Source organism: Klebsiella sp. ZJOU C1 (assembly GCF_035620215.1).
Lineage (GTDB): Bacteria > Pseudomonadota > Gammaproteobacteria > Enterobacterales > Enterobacteriaceae > Klebsiella > Klebsiella variicola.
Window position 1 is genome coordinate 366,655 of sequence record NZ_CP141644.1, and the last position, 17,382, is coordinate 384,036.

A 17,382-nucleotide genomic window follows, 5' to 3' on the forward strand; every position below is an offset into this window, starting at 1 on the left:
GGGAAGCGATATTGAGCCCCCTAAAGACGTCAGTGGTTAAGTCACCAACCAGACCAGCGGCCCAGCTGACGATATAGTATTTTGATTAAATTACCAAAATACTAAAGTACCGTTGAACCCTGCGTACAATACATCTTCGAAAATTTGGCAGACAGTATCGTAACCACCAAAAAGGCCTGCAGTTAGGCCACCGACCAGGCCAGCAATACCGCCGACGATGGCACCACCCAAGGCACCAATCAGACCGAAGCCTAACATACCGCCGGTATTTCCGCCGATGGCGGCGCCTGTTGCCATGCCGCCGAGTGTTCCGCCTACCCCACCGATAATCAGACCTGCACCTGCCTGAAAGAGATTGTTGGCGAGAGAGGTGATCGCACTCTGGGCAGAGCTAAAGTCCCAGATATATCCGGTGCCCCATCCTGGTGTATCAGCAGCACCAGAGACGCAATCCATTTCGACCATTGATAATTCTTTCATTGCGAATTCCTTTGCAATAAGAAAGTTATAAAAATCCTAAATTAGGATCTGCTTGGTTCGGTTTGCTTACCAGAGAACAAACGTACCATTGAAGGCCGCATACAGTACGTCTTCGGCAATTTGAAAAACGGTATCGAAACCGCCGAATAAGCCCGCAGTCAGACCACCGACCAGGCCAGCAATACCACCGACGATGGCACCACCCAAGGCACCAATCAGACCGAATCCGAGATTGCCGCCAGTATTGCCGCCGATGGCGGCGCCTGTTGCCATGCCGCCGAGTGTTCCGCCTACCCCACCGATAATCAGACCTGCACCTGCCTGAAAGAGATTGTTGGCTAGAGAGGTGATCGCACTCTGGGCAGAGCTAAAGTCCCAGATATATCCGGTGCCCCATCCTGGGGTATCAGCAGCACCAGAGACGTAATCCATTTCCATAATAGATAATTCTTTCATTATGATATCCTTCACATAATATTTTTCGATTCGTATGGTAGTTTTAGTATTTGTCTTGTATTACCAGAATACTAAGGTGCCATTAAAGCCAGCATAAAGTACGTCTTCTGCAATTTGCATAACGGTGTCAAAACCACCAAAAAGCCCTGCGGTCAGGCCACCAACCAGGCCAGCAATACCGCCGACAATGGCACCACCTAGAGCACCAATCAGACCGAAGCCTAACATACCGCCGGTATTTCCGCCGATGGCAGCACCTGTCGCCATACCGCCAAGTGTTCCGCCTACGCCACCAACAATCAGGCCTGCTCCAGCCTGAAAGAGGTTGTTGGCAAGGGAGATAATTGCGCTCTGGGTAGAACTAAAGTCCCAGGTATAGCCAGTACCCCACCCTGGGGTATCAGCAGCACCAGAGACATAACCCATTTCCATGATAGATAATTCTTTCATTTATTATTTCCTTTATGAGTTAAATGTAATCTCCGTTTTTCAGAGCCGGAGAAACGCTCCCTATAGCTATAGCTAATATAAATATTATTAGTACAGATATTCGTTTTCTGATGGCAGAGGAATGGACACTATCAGCAAATTATCTGCCATAAAATTTCCGCACAAATTAAGTGGTCCTGTATTCTCATGCAATGTGAATTAATAATTCATATTAAAAATTCATCACAAAACAAAACCCTCAACAATAGATGAGGGTTTTGTTATTACAGTTGCTTATCAATCCTGATCGATGGTTACCGTCATGCCCGTATTTGCCGTTCCTGGGCCGATATTGCCAACAGTGGTTGCAGCCTTATATCTGGCAGTCATTGGTAATGTGAGCTCCTTGTTACTTACGCTTGAACTGGTGTAAGTATAATCAGAAGAGAATTTAAGTAGGGTATTATTATTATCCCGGACCTCAACACCTACGTTCTGGGCTGCATTTGCGACTGTGGAATCAACATCCATAAAGCCGTCACTTGCACCAGACGTCATTCGCTCGAAGGAAATCTTCACCGGCGCATCGGTTGGGATGCCATCGGGGCAGTTAATCACCAGTTTGAAGTTTTTCACCGGACCGTAGCCGCCACTATTAAAATCGCTCTTACTGATAGTCCCCATCTGTACTGTCTGGTTACGGTTTGAGTTACTTAAGGTACAACTTTTCGCCGTCCACCCTCCGGCAGGCCCATTGGCAATGTTAATTTCATAAAATTGCTTGGCACCGACAGAAGTGGCACGTGAATTAACCTTAGCAGTGACCAGCGTACCTGTTTTAAATTTTCCTTTATTAACAGTAGGAATTTCACCCGTTTTGATAATTTCTATTTTTACCGTACCGGTGGCATTGCTACCGCTCCATGAACCCATGGCAGGGCTTTGAGTGTAGGGGGCATACTGTGAACGATAGACAATGTCCGTAACACGGATGCCGATACCGGTTAGCCCTGTTTCATAAACTCCTGAAATAGCAGATTCTGTACTAAAATTAGATCCCATCGTTGACCCATACCACAGCGCCTGCGTTCCACAGTTAAAGGCGGCGGGATAATTTCGGGTATTTACCTGCTGTACTTTTAATACACTGCCTACTGGCGCATCGGGATCGATTTTAAGTGAATTAATAGTGATATTCACCTTATTGGCTGAAACAGAGCAGTCTGCCGCCTGAGCCTTGCCGATAGCCAGAGACGTAGCCGCGAGCAACAGGCTTATATGCAATATATTTTTTCTAGTAACTCTCATGCTCAATATCCTTTTATCGCATCCGATTAGCGGCAGACCGCTTGAGACTGTGTTATCCCTGCGTTCTGCGCAGCAGTTTGTAATGAGAATGCAGCAGTACACATCTGGGTCGATTTTTTACCCCACTGTACTTTCAACGAGCCAGTCTCTTGAAGTCCGGTTAGGTATACCATGCCATTATCGTTAACAATACTGCTATAATTTTCCTGCGCAGGGTCAGATACCGTGGCACCGAAAGGTAAAGGATTATTTAAAGTATCAACCAATCTAATTATTGCTCTTAATCCAACATTACCGCGAAAGTTTGCTCTGGATATGGCACCGCGGGTGGGGACAACTTTTTGACTTGTAATATCCATATCGACGTTGTCTGCAAAAGTTTCACTATCCAACATAACTTCATTATAACGATAAGGCGTCAGATACGGGACAATCGCATAGCCGCGGAAATCTGTTTTCACACCGGTTTCATTTAATATCCGGGTGTCTGTCACTCCTGGTGCTTTAACCAGGGCTGCAGTATCGCCTAATTGTTGGCCAAATGTTAATCCGTTCTCATGAAGAACAACGCTGCCTGATGCGCCATAGTTTACGCGCTGCGCATTGTGATCATAGTCATAGCTGCCAAAAACTTCTCCATAGGTTCCGCTATAATCCATACCGGCGCTGCCACTAGCATATTGTTCATTATCATAAGATTGCTGAACGTTCCAGCTTAAATTGTTATCAGCCAGGGTGGTGCCATTTAGCCCAACACTGTTAGTTGTTGAGCCTGGATTCCCTGTATTCATTGAGTATGTGACCCAGGTATTTGGTAACAAACTGCTAAATGGCAGACTTAAGGTTAGTGAAAATAATTTATCACTGTCGTAGTGTCGATTTGAGTCACCATTGATTTGTGAGGATCTATTGTATGAATAATTAAGTGAATAATTAACCAGTTTCCATGTATTGTTATAACCTACACTAAGTGAAGTATTCCGGCGATCTTCATTCCAGTAATCTTCAACTACACCATTGAGCGTTAATGATCCCAGTGAGCGCCCCATATTCTGGCTAATTGTCGCTTCTGTTCTATTGCGAACACGGTCGTATGAATAACTACCGCTATTGCGATAGCTGTTTAGCACATCACCTAACGTATTATAACCAGACGTTGAGTAGCGATAGCCTGCAATGGATAAGTTTGTCCCGATATCGGTTAAGTTTTTACTATAGCGTATGCGCCAGGACTGACCCGATGTTTTATCCTGATTTTTTAATGTTGACCACGCTTGCGTGACATCGACGGATACCGCACCAAAATCACCCATATTTTGTCCAATACCGACCGCAACAGACTGGTATTTTGAGGATGACTGAAAGCCTCCAAACGTGGTGGCACCATACGGTAAACCATAGCTGGCTGTGGCTTGTGTAAATGGAGTCTCGTCAACGGCACCATCGTAGGGGCGATATTGTCCAGAAGTGATACTGTATTTCAGACTGCCTTCACGACGCAGAACTGGCAGGGAAGCGTAAGGTACAACGAACTCTTGCCGACTACCATCTGATTCCTCTACGGTAACATAGAGGTCGCCACTACCACCGGTAGAGTACATATCAGAAATTTCAAAAGCCCCGGGACGCACATAGGATTGGTAGATTAAATATCCGTTTTGCTTAATTAATACTTTAGCATTTGTTCTGGCTATCCCGCGGACAACAGGAGCATATCCCTGAATACTATCGGCATCCATTTGGTCATCAGTAGCTAACTGAGCACCTGTAAAAGGCACACTATCAAAAATGTCTGCATTAGATGAGCTTTCGCCCATTGTTAATACGCTTTTAATTGTTGGAATATTGCGTTCTACATAGGTATAAACAGTATCCCAGTCTCCTGAGCTTGAATCACTGTCAGACTTGTTCCATGTGGTATAATTCCTCAAGCGCCACGGGCCCAGGTTGAGGCCTGGTTGCATGTTGAGATTATAGTTCTCTGTGTCGCTGATATTGGACCGGCGCGCGTAGCTGTTAGAACCGTTGAACTGATAATTCATCAACAAAGCAGTGATACCATCATCAAACTGGTCCGGGGATACATAACCACGAATAGCAGGACTCAGTGCGGCCTGTGGCAAGTTAAATCTTAATGTTTGCGTATTGAAAATAAATTCGTAAGTCGCTTCAGGAATCACAGAGATATCTGCACATCCGAGCGTGTTATCAATTAAGTTTGGAAATGAATCGGTTCTGATACCAAAAGCACGAAAATCTTTTACGCTTAAACATGGCTGGAGAGTGCTACTGTCCTTACCGCTGGAATTTGTTTTAGTGGTAAATTCAACATCACGGGTATCAATAAACGCATCATTAACAATGATATCAACACGATATTTACCGGGAGATTGCGAGTTTTCGTGCTCAAAAGCTGAGAGGTCTGGCACGCGATCCGAACCGTTCATACCGTTCAAAAATGCCGGGTTGAAAAAGTCTCGCGCAATGACATTTGAGCTCAAGCAAGTAAGACAGGCACTCATCAACGCAAGAGAATAGGTGGTGTATCTAAATTTAACAACCATCGCATAATCCTTTATATTAGCGAGTATCGCTTTATTTTTTTTCCGTCTATGCACTTTTATAATGTGGTTTTATGTTCCGGCCCTATACCGCCTTGGTCGTTTATGATTTTCCAGATTACGGTCCCGCTTGATACGCCATTGGGGAGTGCATATTCATTACTTGAGAATGGCGCGAGTAATAGCGCATCCTTTACCAAGGAGTTATTAACTTTTACAGCAGAAAAATTCATATAGTAACCTGTAGGGTTTATGACTTTGAGTTTTCCTCCAGTTATTTGCCAGGTCAACTTTGTTGTAACATTTTCTGGTGTGTCATCGGCAAGTGCTTTTGGCCGATAAAATAGTTTCATCCGATTACGTACAGCGATTTGCAAAGTATTTTGCTTCGCATCTTCATCTGTCGCTGCCGGGATGGAGGTTACGTTAAAGTAAAAGAGAGATTCTCGATCTGCCGGCATCGCACTGCTTGCGTTGAAGATACGTAAAACACTCTTTTGTTGTGCATCAAGCCGGAAAAGTGGCGGCGTGATCATAAAATAACCGGCAGATGATTCAATGCTTCCTTTCTCAAGAAAGGTTTTTATCAAATACGGAAAGTTCTCTTTATTCTCGACTGTTATGTTTATCTCTTTTTTACCTTCCGGATAAACAAGACGAGTACCGCCAATCACAACTCCCGCTTGAGCGTTTGTAATATTAAAGATAACCGTTACTATTGACAGGAAAAATGATAGAAAAATACGCATAATTTTCTCTGCTTAAAAAGAGGATGTGCTCCCATTTATGGGAGCACAAATTACGTCTTAACTACTATTAATAGTTAATGGTAAAGGTAGCGCTAGAGTTTGCAGTACCAGCAGAGATGGTGGTTTCACGCTGGATATAAGCTGCTTTGAAGTTCAGCTCGGTAGAGCTACCGGTACCTACGTTCAGAGTGAACGGCTCAGACGGCTCACCCAGCTTCAGCGCATTGCCGCTTGGGTTAGACAGCAGGATCGCAACTCCAGACGCTGTGGAACCGCTGTCCAATGCCAGGTAGCTGTTATCGCCATTATAATAAGCGCCATCAAACTTCAGAGTTGCCTGAGTCGGAGTACCCGCTGGGCATTCGGTCAGGAAAATCTTCACATTAGTAGAGCCAGCGCCTTGTGCCGCAGTTGAACCTACGCCAGAGAAGCTGCTTACAGGTACAATGCCCAGATCAACGGTTTCGTTGCTGCCGCCAGTCAGGCTACCGATGTGCGTTTCGCAGGAAGCATCGGTGATAGTACCGGTGAACTGAACAGTACCATCAGCTGCCAGTGCATTGCAGGAGATGATTGACGCAGCTACGAATGCAGCGAGAAGCTTAGCATTTTTTTTCATTTTACAAGTCCATATAAATATAAAGTTACTTAGTCCTGCATAGATACCGATAATTAATTATTATCATGTGAATGACATATCATTTATTGATAATTTTGATAAATGTTTGAGGTGTGCTCGATATTTATCAATGCAATTGCCGGCTCTATGATATCGCTTGCCATAGCGAACCATGGGAAAGCGGGAGTAATTTAAAAGCATGGTGCAAAAAATGCTTGTGAATTCTTTATGAAATGCCTCTGAATTTAATGCTTTTATAGTAGATTGAGATGCTGCCATTATTTGAGGTGAATTTAATCTGAAAATGCGGGGGCTAAACAAGATAACTGTCGCATATTGATTTATCTCCTGTATTCTGTGTGGCGCCGGTCAATGTGAACTAAACTCGTTCCTTTTTGAAATGATAATGTTCATAGACCATGTTGGCTGAACTAATTAGAATTTATTATGGATAATGGTTTTTCGTGGGGCAGGGATATGGATAACGCTGCGTTATTTAATGGGTGTATGATTAATCATGAAGTTATCTTTAATGCAAATATGAATGAGCTGTGGCCGCTTTCAGGTGACGGAGAGTGTGTCAGCCTCAATGCGCCCACTGCCAGATGCTTGCTGTTACTCTTGCAGAATAGCGGTAAAGTGATTTCGCGGGATGAATTTCTGGCTGCTGTTTGGGAAACCCGGGGAGTGGTGGTGTCACAAAATACGTTCTATCAAAATATCTCTTTGCTGCGAAAATCATTGCTCAAAGCGGGGCTGTCGGCGGATATCATTATCACCGTCAGGCAAAAAGGGTTTAGCGTCGCGCCAGATACCCTGATCATCCCTCTCTCTGATGAAGAGTGCGAGAATATGAATCGGGCGACATTAACGCATTATCAAAATAATAAGGTTGCCGACGTTACTGCCGAGAGCAAAGGTCATTCTGACGATCACGTAGTTATTCCATTAACAGAAAGCTTAGCGATTCAGGGCAATGAGTTGATAGAGAATAAAGTGGAGATACCAGGAAAACAATCGGAACGATTACAGGTAACTTTTAAAATGCCCACCTGGTTAATCGCGCTGATTGTAGTGATGATTGTGATTAATATCGTGGTGCTGGTGGTGCTTCACCGTTAGCTTGTCGCAATAGGGGGTTATCACGTAATGCGATAGCTGACAGCTGATAGCTGTTTACCTAATCCTCTGGCAAGAAATGGCTTCACATGGTTTGTCTGCCAGAGCGTCCTGGCAGACAAGTGAATCTGACGTTTATCGCTGCTTCAGCCCTAAATCCAGCGGCGTCTTGCTGGGTTCCCCGCCGATCTCGCGCGCCAGCTTCGGCACCATGTAGCCGGAGATGAGGGTCAATAGTTCACGCATGATTTCACGGGCTTCATCATCGCTAACCATGAAGTGCGCCGCCCCTTGTACCCGATCCAGCACGTGCAGGTAGTAGGGCATTACCCCGGCGTCAAACAGCGCATTGCTGAGGTCGGCCAGGGTTTGCGCGTTGTCGTTCACCCCGCGCAGCAGCACGCTCTGGTTGAGCAACGTGACGCCCGCCTGACGCAGCATGGCCATCGCCGCGCGGAACTCATCGTCAATTTCATTGGCGTGGTTGACGTGGTTAACCAGGATTACCTGCAGCGACGAACGCTGGAAGCGGCTGGCCAGCGTCTCGGTGATGCGCGCCGGGATCACAATTGGCAGGCGGCTGTGAATACGCAGACGCTTAACGTGCGGAATAGCTTCCAGCTGGGTCATCAGCCAGTCAAGCTCATGGTCCTTTGCCATCAGCGGGTCGCCGCCGGAGAAGATGATTTCATCAAGCTGCGGATGCGCTGCGATGTAGTCCATCGCCGTCTGCCAGTTGCGCCTGGTGCCCTGATTTTCGGCGTATGGGAAGTGGCGGCGGAAGCAGTAACGACAATTTACCGCACAACCGCCTTTCACCAGCAGCAGTGCCCGGTTGTGATATTTGTGCAACAAGCCGGGCACCACGCTGTGCTGTTCTTCCAGCGGATCGGTGGAGTATCCGGGGGCGACGATAAACTCTTCCTCGGCGGTAAGTACCTGACGAAGCAGCGGATCGTTAGGGTTGCCTTTCTCCATGCGGGCGATAAACGCGCGCGGGACGCGCAGCGGGAACAGGCGTCTGGCCTCGCGTCCGGCCAGCAGTTTTTCATCAGCGTCTACATTTAAAAGACGCAGCAGTTCATCAGGACTGGTCACAACATTGGCAAGTTGCGTTATCCAATCTTCTCTGGATGGGGTATTTAGGGTTACAATATGCGCCATTTTGTGGCTTAGCTACCAGTTAAACAATTTCAGAGGGCCTTATGGCGACTTACTATAGCAACGATTTTCGTGCTGGTCTTAAAATCATGTTAGATGGCGAACCTTATGCGGTAGAAGCCAGCGAATTCGTTAAACCAGGTAAAGGCCAGGCGTTTGCGCGCGTTAAACTGCGCCGCCTGCTGACTGGCACCCGTGTTGAGAAAACCTTCAAATCTACCGATTCGGCAGAAGGCGCGGACGTTGTCGATATGAACCTGACTTACCTGTACAACGACGGTGAGTTCTGGCACTTCATGAACAACGAAACTTTCGAACAGCTGTCTGCTGACGCGAAAGCGATCGGTGACAACGCTAAATGGCTGCTGGATCAGGCTGAGTGCATCGTGACCCTGTGGAACGGCCAGCCGATCGCGGTCACCCCGCCGAACTTCGTTGAGCTGGAAATCATTGAAACCGATCCAGGTCTGAAAGGCGACACCGCGGGTACTGGCGGTAAACCAGCGACCCTGTCTACTGGCGCCGTGGTTAAAGTTCCGCTGTTCGTCCAGATTGGCGAAGTGATCAAAGTGGATACTCGCTCTGGCGAATACGTATCCCGCGTGAAATAATTTCGCGTCATGATGACTGGCGCAGCCTCCGTGCTGCGCCGCTCTTTACGCACAGGTACGACGAACACGAGACATGAAGCGCAGCGTAAAACTTCTGGTGTTACTGTTTCTGAGCAGCGCGTTACTGGCTGGCTGCAACACCGCCCGCGGAGTGGGTGAAGATATTCAGGGCCTGGGCCACGCCATCTCTCACGCCGTGAGCTAAATTTCCTTCCGTTTTGCTAGTGGCGGTTGCCTCCTGGCGCGCCAGCTTCCTCCACGAATATTCCTTTTCTCTTAAAAATCGCAAAGATCCCTTCATCTGTGGACGGTTTGTCTATGCTTATAGGGCATGAAAACAAAACTGACACTAAGGATGACATTATGGTGAAAAAAACGATTGCAGCGTTCTTTACGGTTTTGGTCCTCTCTTCAGCACTGACTGCTTGTAACACTACGCGCGGAGTGGGTCAGGATATTTCAGAAGGCGGCAGCGCAATCTCTGGCGCGGCAACCAAAGCTCAGCAATAAACGCCGTCGACGGTACGGTTTTACGCCGTACCGTTCTTCACTTCCCCCATCCTGTTGGATATACTCACTGCGACTTTTCATCCACCTTACGGGACGACCCGTAAGCGTTTCTCATCCGGGGACGGCCCCAGCAAAGGAGCCTTATGTCCTGGATAGTCTTATTTATCGCTGGTCTGCTGGAAGTGGTATGGGCCGTCGGCCTGAAATATACCCATGGCTTTAGCCGGCTGGTTCCCAGCGTCATCACCATCGTGGCGATGGTCGTCAGCATGGCGCTGCTTTCGTGGGCGATGAAAACCCTGCCGGTGGGAACTGCTTACGCCGTCTGGACCGGAATCGGCGCTGTGGGCGCCGCCGTGACCGGTATTGTGCTGTTGGGTGAATCCGCCAGCGCTATGCGTATCGCCAGTCTCGCCTGCATCGTGGTCGGCATCATTGGCCTGAAGATTAGCGCGCACTAGTTGTAGCGCTGATTGACCCAGATCAGTTTGCTGACATCAAAGCCCTGCCGGGTAGCAATATCCAGCATCTGCTGCCTGACCTCCGGAGCGATGGTGGGTGCCCGCGCCAGTAACCAGAGATAGTCGCGATCGGGTCCGCAGACCAGCGCGTAACGATACTCTTTATCCAGGGCAATGACGTTATAGCTGCCGTAGAAAGGGCCGAAGAAGGAGATCTTCAGCGCGGCGCGGCTGGGCTCGCCGGTAAAGTACGCCACTCCATCCGTTTTCTGCCACATACCGCGGTCGGGGTTATAGCCTTTATTGACCACGTCCAGGCCGCCGTCATCGCGTGGGTGCCAGGCGATCGTGACCTTTTCCAGCCCGCTTTCAAAAGGGTGGTCAAAGCGGGCGATTTCATACCAGGTACCCAGATAGCGCTGAACGTCGAAGGGACTGACCACGGTGACGCCCGGCGGTGGGGTGGGCGTGCTGCAGGCGACAGACAGGAACGAGACGGCAATCGCGGTGATTATCGGCAGGATACGCATGGCATGCTCCTTGCTGGCTTTTAAGCTAAGTGTAGAGTCCAGCAGGGAAAAGGCGGCAAGATTTTTACATGAAGCGAGCCCGGTAGCAGAAATGCGACCGGGCTCTTGCAGGATCAGATAAACAGTACGCCAACGAGGGTGATGACGCTGAGGATTGCCGCCAGGCCGTAGAAGACCCACTTACCGTTGGGTACATGGATTTTCAGGTCGTGCATGGCGTGGTGAATACGGTGTAGACCGCACCACAGCGGCAGAACAATCATCAGAAAGATGAATGCGCGGCCGATAAAGCTTTGGGCAAAAGCCAGCACGCGCTCATAGCTGAAGGCGTCTGCCGGGGCGAGCCCCAGCGGCAGCAAGATGCCGACCAGCAGCACCATCACCGGCGCGACGATCGCGCCCCACATGCCGCCTGCGCCAAACAGCCCCCAGAATACGGGTTCATCGGAACGTTTCGGATTGGGATTAATCATCTCAGCCTCCTTACCAGAACAGGGCCACAAACAGGATCACCACAGTGACCACCGCCGTTACCACCCAGAGCCCTTTAATGACCGGCTCTGGCCCCATTTTTTCGCCTTTGATGATGACGTTGGCGGCTTTCGGCGCCAGCTCAAACCAGGTTTTGGTGTGCAGCAGCGCCGCCGCCAGGGTAATCAGATTGAGGATCACCACCACCGGGTTTTGCAGGAATCCGATATATCCCGCCCAGCTTTCGGCGCCGTGCTTGAGGGCAAACAGCCCGTAAATCAGCACAATGCTAAACCATACTGTCGGTACCGCTGTCCCTTCCCGCACCATGTAGAAGCGATAAAACGGCAGCTTTTTCCACCAGGTGGAGGTCATTGGCCGCACGTAGGGTTTGCGTTTCGTCGTCATAATGCACTCCTTAGCGTGGTTTCAGGGTGGCGATAAGAAAGTCTTTCGAGCTTTCCACCTTGCCCTGCTGGATCGCGGCCGCCGGGTCGACGTGCTTCGGACACACTTCCGAGCAGTAGCCCACGAAAGTACAGGTCCAGACGCCGTTCTGGCCGTTAAGCTGCGCCATACGTTCCTTTTTGCCGTGGTCGCGGCTGTCTTCGTTGTAGCGGTGGGCGAGGGTGATCGCCGCCGGGCCGATAAATTCCGGATTCAGGCCGAACTGCGGGCAGGCGGCATAGCACAGCCCGCAGTTGATGCAGCCGGAGAACTGATGGTATTTGGCCATCTGGGCTGGCGTCTGCTTGTTTGGCCCCTGGTCCGGCGTGCGGTTATTGCCGATGATATACGGCTTAATGGCCTCCAGACTTTCGATAAAGTGGGTCATATCCACCACCAGATCGCGTTCGATCGGGAAGTTGGCCAGCGCCTCAACTTTGATGCCTTTGGTGTAATCGCGCAGGAACGTTTTGCAGGCCAGCTTCGGCACTTTGTTGACCATCATGCCGCAGGAGCCGCAGATCGCCATCCGGCAGGACCAGCGGTAGCTCAGGTCTGGCGCCAGGTTGTCTTTGATGTAGCCCAGGGCGTCCAGCAGCGAGGTCTGCTCATCATAGGGCACGTCATAGAATGCGCTATGCGGTGCGGTGTCGACCTCCGGGTTGTAGCGCACCACTTCGACTTTCAGGTTTTTCATCTCAGCCATGGGTGGTCTCCTTCTTCTCAGCCGCTTCCGCTTCGGCGCCATAGACACGTTTTGCCGGTGGCAGCGTGGTGATCTTCACGTCGCCATATTCCAGACGGGTGGTGCCATCGGCCTCGCGGAAGGCGAGGGTGTGCTTGAGGAAGTTGACGTCGTCGCGCTCGGTACAGCCCTCATCCAGACGCTGGTGCGCACCGCGCGATTCTTTTCGGGCGATGGCCGAGTGCGCCATACATTCGGCAACGTTCAGGCCGTGTCCCAGTTCAATGGTGTACAGCAGGTCGGTGTTGAACACGCTGGAGTTGTCGGTAATGCGCACGCGCTTGAAGCGCTCCTGCAGCTCAGCCAGCTTATCGATAGTTTTCTGCATCAGCTCCGGCGTACGGTAGATGCCGCAGCCTTCCTCCATCGACAGCCCCATTTCATCGCGAATTTTCGCCCAGTTTTCGTTACCTTGCTGGTTAACGAGATTTTTCAGCCGTTGCTCTACATCGGCGGCCTGTGCATCCAGTGCGGCGCTATTTGCCTCAGTCGTCTGTGCGGCGCGCTGCATGGCCTGTTCCCCGGCCAGGCGGCCGAAGACCACCAGCTCGGCCAGCGAGTTGGAACCCAGACGGTTGGCGCCGTGCAGACCGACGGACGAGCATTCGCCCACGGCAAACAGCCCTTTGATCCGGGTTTCGCACTGCTGATCGGTTTCAATACCGCCCATGGTGTAGTGCGCGGTCGGGCGCACCGGGATCGGCTCTTTCACCGGATCGACGCCGACATAGGCTTTCGCCAGCTCACAGATAAACGGCAGGCGCTCCAGCAGCTTTTTCTCGCCGAGGTGGCGGAGATCGAGATAGACCACGTCACCGCGCGGCGTCGGGATGGTGTTCCCTTTCCGCCATTCGTGCCAGAAGGCCTGGGACACTTTGTCGCGTGGACCCAGCTCCATATATTTGTTCTTCGGTTCGCCGAGCGGGGTTTCCGGGCCCATGCCGTAATCCTGCAGGTAGCGATAGCCGTTTTTGTTGACCAGAATCCCGCCTTCACCGCGGCAGCCTTCGGTCATCAGGATCCCGGAGCCCGGCAGGCCGGTCGGGTGATACTGAACAAATTCCATATCGCGCAGCGGCACGCCATGGCCCAGCGCCATACCCATACCATCACCAGTAACGATGCCGCCGTTGGTGTTGTAACGATAGACGCGCCCGGCGCCGCCGGTAGCCAGCACGACCGCGTTAGCGCGGATCTGCACCAGGGTGCCTTCCATCATATTCATCGCTACCAGGCCGCGGGCCTGCCCGTCATCGACCAGCAGGTCAAGGACGAAATGTTCATCAAAGCGCTGAATTTGGGGAAACTGAAGGGAGGTCTGGAAGAGAGTATGCAGCATGTGGAAGCCGGTTTTATCGGCGGCAAACCAGGTGCGTTCGATTTTCATCCCACCGAAGCGCCGGACGTTGACGCTGCCGTCGGGGCGGCGGCTCCACGGGCATCCCCACTGTTCCAGCTGGGTCATTTCCGTTGGGCAGTGATGAACGAAATAGTCGACGACATCCTGCTCGCACAGCCAGTCGCCTCCGGCGACGGTGTCGTGAAAATGATACTCAAAGCTATCGTGATCCTGGGCAACGGCTGCGGACCCCCCTTCTGCAGCGACCGTATGGCTGCGCATCGGATAGACTTTAGAAATCAGGGCGATTTTGGCATTGGGGTTGGCCTGGGCGGCGGCGATAGCGGCGCGTAGGCCTGCTCCGCCAGCACCAATTACGGCGAGATCGGCTTGAAAAGTTTGCACGACATTCCTCCAGTTTTAGTGTATTTCGCCGCCGGGCTGGCGAAAAAGTATCACTGCTCCTTTATAGGTACAGGAGTATAGCCGTAGGGTCAGTAAGGAAAATTGACGTGTTCGATTTTTTTATCGATATGTGCGGTTATTTATCAGTGATATTTATGCATTCAGGTTAACGATAGATTAATGGCATGTAATCTGCCGGGGATTGCACAAAATTTGTTTCACTCGCCGGTTGCGAGTAGACTTCGTGCCCTTAATTTGCAATCGGAGAAAGTACCATGAGCGAGACGGCAACCTGGCAGCCGAGCGCACCCATTCCCAATCTGTTGAAACGCGCGGCGGTGATGGCGGAAATCCGCCGTTTCTTTACCGATCGCGGCGTGCTGGAGGTGGAGACGCCTTGCATGAGTCAGGCGACGGTAACGGATATTCATTTGTTCCCGTTCGAAACCCGTTTCGTCGGCCCGGGCCATTCACAGGGACTCAATTTGTACCTGATGACCAGTCCGGAATACCATATGAAGCGCCTGCTGGCGGCGGGCTGCGGTCCGGTTTTCCAGTTGTGTCGCAGCTTTCGTAATGAAGAGATGGGCCGGCATCACAACCCGGAATTCACCATGCTGGAGTGGTATCGTCCGTGCTATGACATGTATCGCCTGATCAACGAGGTGGACGACCTGCTGCAGCAGGTTCTGGAGTGTCAGCCAGCGGAAAGCCTCTCCTATCAGCAGGCGTTCCAGCGTCATCTGGATATTGATCCGCTCTCTGCTGATAAAACGCAGTTGCGTGAAGTCGCGGCGAAGCTGGATTTAAGCAATATCGCCGATACTGAAGAAGATCGCGACACGCTGCTGCAACTGTTGTTCACCATGGGCGTGGAGCCGCACATCGGTAAAGATCGGCCGACGTTTATCTATCATTTCCCGGCCACCCAGGCCTCGTTAGCGCAGATCAGCCCGGAAGATCATCGGGTCGCTGAGCGCTTCGAGGTTTACTACAAAGGTATTGAGCTGGCGAATGGTTTCCACGAGCTGACCGATGCCCGCGAACAGCGTCTGCGATTCGAGCAGGACAACCGCAAACGCGCCGCGCGCGGCCTTCCGCAGCAGCCTATCGATAACAACCTGCTGGCGGCACTAGAGGCGGGCCTGCCGGACTGCTCCGGCGTGGCGCTGGGCGTTGACCGTGTGGTGATGCTGGCGCTGGGTGCCGAAAGCATCGGCGAGGTGATCGCCTTTACGGTCGACCGCGCCTGATGGCGCTGTCACCTCCTGCCGCCTGAGAGCGGGGGAGGTGACAGACCCGCCCTGACCGATCCTCCCTCACGCTATCCCGGTTTTCGCCCGAATACCCACAATCTCCTTCCGTGCTTTTGCTACTATCCGCGCTCATTTTTTGAGGCCAGGCGTTGCCTGTTGGGTGATGCCCTCGTTTGGATAGATTTATGCATCAACAATTCAAGAAGATGAGCCTGATTGGGCTGATTCTGATGATCTTCACTTCGGTGTTTGGCTTTGCCAACAGCCCGTCGGCGTTTTATCTGATGGGCTACAGTGCGATGCCGTTTTATCTTTTTTCCGCCCTCTTTTTCTTTATTCCGTTCGCGCTGATGATGGCGGAGATGGGCTCGGCTTATCGTCGCGAAGAGGGCGGGATCTATTCCTGGATGAACCACAGCGTCGGGCCGCGCTTTGCTTTCATCGGCACCTTTATGTGGTTTGCGTCGTACGTGGTGTGGATGGTGAGTACGGCGGCTAAAATTTGGGTGCCGTTATCCACCTTTTTGTTTGGCGCGGACAAAACCCAGACCTGGGCGCTGGCTAGCCTGACCCCGACGCAGACGGTGGGCATTCTGGCAGCCTGCTGGATGGGTGTCGTGACCTTTATTGCCGTCAAAGGGATCAATAAAATCGCCAAAATCACCGCCGTCGGCGGCATCGCGGTGATGGGGCTTAACCTGGTGCTACTGCTGGTGAGCGGGGCGATCCTCCTGCTCAACGGCGGCCATTTCGCCCAACCGTTAAACTTCACCTTTTCACCTAATCCCGGGTATCAGTCGGGCATGGCGATGCTGTCGTTTGTGGTATTTGCCATCTTTGCCTATGGCGGAATTGAGGCGGTCGGCGGCTTAGTGGATAAGACTGATAAGCCGGAAAAGAACTTTGCCAAAGGGATTATCATCGCGGCGATCGTTATCTCGGTCGGTTACTCGCTGGCGATTGTGCTGTGGGGCGTGAGCGCCAACTGGCAGCAGGTGCTTGGCGCGCGTTCGACCAACCTCGGCAACATCACCTATGTGCTGATGACCAGCCTTGGGACGACGCTCGGCCAGGCTCTGCACCTGACGCCAGAGTCGGCGGCCCTGACCGGAGTCTGGTTCGCCCGTATTACGGGCCTGTCGATGTTTCTCGCTTACACCGGCGCGTTCTTCACCCTCAGCTATTCTCCCCTGAAAGCGATTATCCAGGGCACGCCAAAAGCGCTCTGGCCGTCGGTGATGACCCGTCTCAACGTCAACGGCATGCCCGCCGCGGCGATGTGGCTGCAGTGTCTGCTGGTCGGGGTGTTTATCGTACTGGTATCGTTCGGTGGGGATAGCGCTTCCGCGTTTTATAACAAGCTGACGCTGATGGCCAATGTCTCCATGACCTTGCCCTATCTATTCCTGACCATCGCCTTCCCGTTCTTCAAGGCGAAAACGCATCTTGACCGACCGTTCGTGATTTTCAAAAACCGTTCGTCGACGCTGCTGGCGACCGGCGTGGTGTTGCTGGTGGTGACTTTCGCCAATATCTTCACCATTATCCAACCCGTCATCGACAGCGGGGACTGGAACAGTACCCTGTGGATGGTCGGTGGACCGATCTTCTTCTCACTGCTGGCGCAGGGGATCTACGAAAGCTACCGTCGGCGCATGGCGTCCGGCGCGCTGGTGATGGAGAGTTAAAGAACCTGCCCGGCGGTGCAGCCGGGCAGGGGATGGT

The 17,382-nt window shown here is 51.4% G+C and carries 20 protein-coding genes; 7 read left to right on the top strand and 13 right to left on the bottom strand.

Features of this window, described 5'->3' with window-relative positions:
• Positions 1 to 90 precede the first annotated feature (90 nt).
• From SPE70_RS01710 to SPE70_RS01740, 7 genes are all read right to left on the bottom strand, one after another.
• Positions 91 to 480: a hypothetical protein gene (locus tag SPE70_RS01710; RefSeq protein WP_032731754.1), complete on the bottom strand. Its 390-nt coding sequence runs from the start codon at positions 478 to 480 to the stop codon at positions 91 to 93.
• A gap of 66 nt (positions 481 to 546) precedes the next feature.
• On the bottom strand, positions 547 to 936 hold the full coding sequence (locus SPE70_RS01715; protein WP_032731756.1) for a hypothetical protein: 390 nt from the start codon (positions 934 to 936) through the stop codon (positions 547 to 549).
• A 60-nt stretch (positions 937 to 996) separates the two neighbouring features.
• Complete coding sequence (locus SPE70_RS01720) at positions 997 to 1,386, bottom strand: hypothetical protein (RefSeq protein WP_032731758.1); 390 nt, start codon at positions 1,384 to 1,386, stop codon at positions 997 to 999.
• A gap of 276 nt (positions 1,387 to 1,662) precedes the next feature.
• Positions 1,663 to 2,673: a fimbrial protein gene (locus tag SPE70_RS01725; protein ID WP_032731760.1), complete on the bottom strand. Its 1,011-nt coding sequence runs from the start codon at positions 2,671 to 2,673 to the stop codon at positions 1,663 to 1,665.
• Between the two features lie 26 nt (positions 2,674 to 2,699).
• A complete protein-coding gene (locus tag SPE70_RS01730) occupies positions 2,700 to 5,237 on the bottom strand; it encodes a fimbria/pilus outer membrane usher protein (RefSeq protein WP_324726442.1) in 2,538 nt (845 codons plus the stop codon).
• Between the two features lie 56 nt (positions 5,238 to 5,293).
• Positions 5,294 to 5,983 carry a fimbrial biogenesis chaperone gene (locus SPE70_RS01735; protein ID WP_049011389.1) on the bottom strand — a complete coding sequence of 230 codons (690 nt, stop codon included), beginning with the start codon at positions 5,981 to 5,983 and terminating at the stop codon, positions 5,294 to 5,296.
• 67 nt (positions 5,984 to 6,050) lie between these two features.
• Positions 6,051 to 6,602, bottom strand: coding sequence for a fimbrial protein (locus SPE70_RS01740; protein WP_022064650.1), 552 nt, complete (start codon positions 6,600 to 6,602; stop codon positions 6,051 to 6,053).
• A 477-nt stretch (positions 6,603 to 7,079) separates the two neighbouring features.
• On the opposite strand from SPE70_RS01740, the gene SPE70_RS01745 reads away from it, so the two are divergent.
• On the top strand, positions 7,080 to 7,724 hold the full coding sequence (locus SPE70_RS01745) for a winged helix-turn-helix domain-containing protein (RefSeq protein WP_086512147.1): 645 nt from the start codon (positions 7,080 to 7,082) through the stop codon (positions 7,722 to 7,724).
• 132 nt (positions 7,725 to 7,856) lie between these two features.
• On the opposite strand, the gene epmB is transcribed toward SPE70_RS01745, so the two are convergent.
• A complete protein-coding gene (epmB, locus tag SPE70_RS01750) occupies positions 7,857 to 8,885 on the bottom strand; it encodes an EF-P beta-lysylation protein EpmB (protein ID WP_008807210.1) in 1,029 nt (342 codons plus the stop codon).
• A gap of 41 nt (positions 8,886 to 8,926) precedes the next feature.
• Here epmB and efp point away from each other — a divergent pair, with 41 nt between their 5' ends.
• From efp to sugE, 4 genes are all read left to right on the top strand, one after another.
• Complete coding sequence (gene efp / locus SPE70_RS01755) at positions 8,927 to 9,493, top strand: elongation factor P (RefSeq protein ID WP_002885506.1); 567 nt, start codon at positions 8,927 to 8,929, stop codon at positions 9,491 to 9,493.
• Positions 9,494 to 9,566: 73 nt separating this feature from the next.
• Positions 9,567 to 9,698 carry an entericidin A/B family lipoprotein gene (locus SPE70_RS01760; protein WP_002885511.1) on the top strand — a complete coding sequence of 44 codons (132 nt, stop codon included), beginning with the start codon at positions 9,567 to 9,569 and terminating at the stop codon, positions 9,696 to 9,698.
• 158 nt (positions 9,699 to 9,856) lie between these two features.
• On the top strand, positions 9,857 to 10,003 hold the full coding sequence (gene ecnB, locus SPE70_RS01765) for a lipoprotein toxin entericidin B (RefSeq protein WP_004206423.1): 147 nt from the start codon (positions 9,857 to 9,859) through the stop codon (positions 10,001 to 10,003).
• 143 nt (positions 10,004 to 10,146) lie between these two features.
• On the top strand, positions 10,147 to 10,464 hold the full coding sequence (gene sugE / locus SPE70_RS01770; protein ID WP_008807209.1) for a quaternary ammonium compound efflux SMR transporter SugE: 318 nt from the start codon (positions 10,147 to 10,149) through the stop codon (positions 10,462 to 10,464).
• On the opposite strand, the gene SPE70_RS01775 is transcribed toward sugE, so the two are convergent.
• The 5 genes from SPE70_RS01775 to frdA all read right to left on the bottom strand — a co-directional run bounded on the left by SPE70_RS01775 (position 10,461) and on the right by frdA (position 14,401).
• Positions 10,461 to 10,994 carry a lipocalin family protein gene (locus SPE70_RS01775; RefSeq protein ID WP_008807208.1) on the bottom strand — a complete coding sequence of 178 codons (534 nt, stop codon included), beginning with the start codon at positions 10,992 to 10,994 and terminating at the stop codon, positions 10,461 to 10,463. The genes sugE and SPE70_RS01775 overlap by 4 nt on opposite strands.
• A gap of 113 nt (positions 10,995 to 11,107) precedes the next feature.
• Entirely contained in the window at positions 11,108 to 11,467 is a 360-nt protein-coding gene (frdD, locus tag SPE70_RS01780; protein WP_002885526.1) for a fumarate reductase subunit FrdD, read from the bottom strand.
• A 10-nt stretch (positions 11,468 to 11,477) separates the two neighbouring features.
• Positions 11,478 to 11,873, bottom strand: a complete 396-nt coding sequence (gene frdC, locus SPE70_RS01785; RefSeq protein ID WP_002885530.1) for a fumarate reductase subunit FrdC — start codon at positions 11,871 to 11,873, stop codon at positions 11,478 to 11,480.
• 10 nt (positions 11,874 to 11,883) lie between these two features.
• Positions 11,884 to 12,618: a fumarate reductase iron-sulfur protein gene (gene frdB, locus SPE70_RS01790; protein WP_004177729.1), complete on the bottom strand. Its 735-nt coding sequence runs from the start codon at positions 12,616 to 12,618 to the stop codon at positions 11,884 to 11,886.
• Positions 12,611 to 14,401, bottom strand: coding sequence for a fumarate reductase (quinol) flavoprotein subunit (gene frdA, locus SPE70_RS01795; protein ID WP_022064646.1), 1,791 nt, complete (start codon positions 14,399 to 14,401; stop codon positions 12,611 to 12,613). The genes frdB and frdA overlap by 8 nt, the downstream gene beginning before the upstream one ends.
• A gap of 275 nt (positions 14,402 to 14,676) precedes the next feature.
• On the opposite strand from frdA, the gene epmA reads away from it, so the two are divergent.
• Positions 14,677 to 15,654, top strand: a complete 978-nt coding sequence (epmA, locus tag SPE70_RS01800; RefSeq protein WP_008807206.1) for an elongation factor P--(R)-beta-lysine ligase — start codon at positions 14,677 to 14,679, stop codon at positions 15,652 to 15,654.
• Between the two features lie 188 nt (positions 15,655 to 15,842).
• On the top strand, positions 15,843 to 17,345 hold the full coding sequence (yjeM, locus tag SPE70_RS01805; RefSeq protein WP_064170538.1) for a glutamate/gamma-aminobutyrate family transporter YjeM: 1,503 nt from the start codon (positions 15,843 to 15,845) through the stop codon (positions 17,343 to 17,345).
• The last annotated feature ends 37 nt before the right edge of the window (positions 17,346 to 17,382 follow it).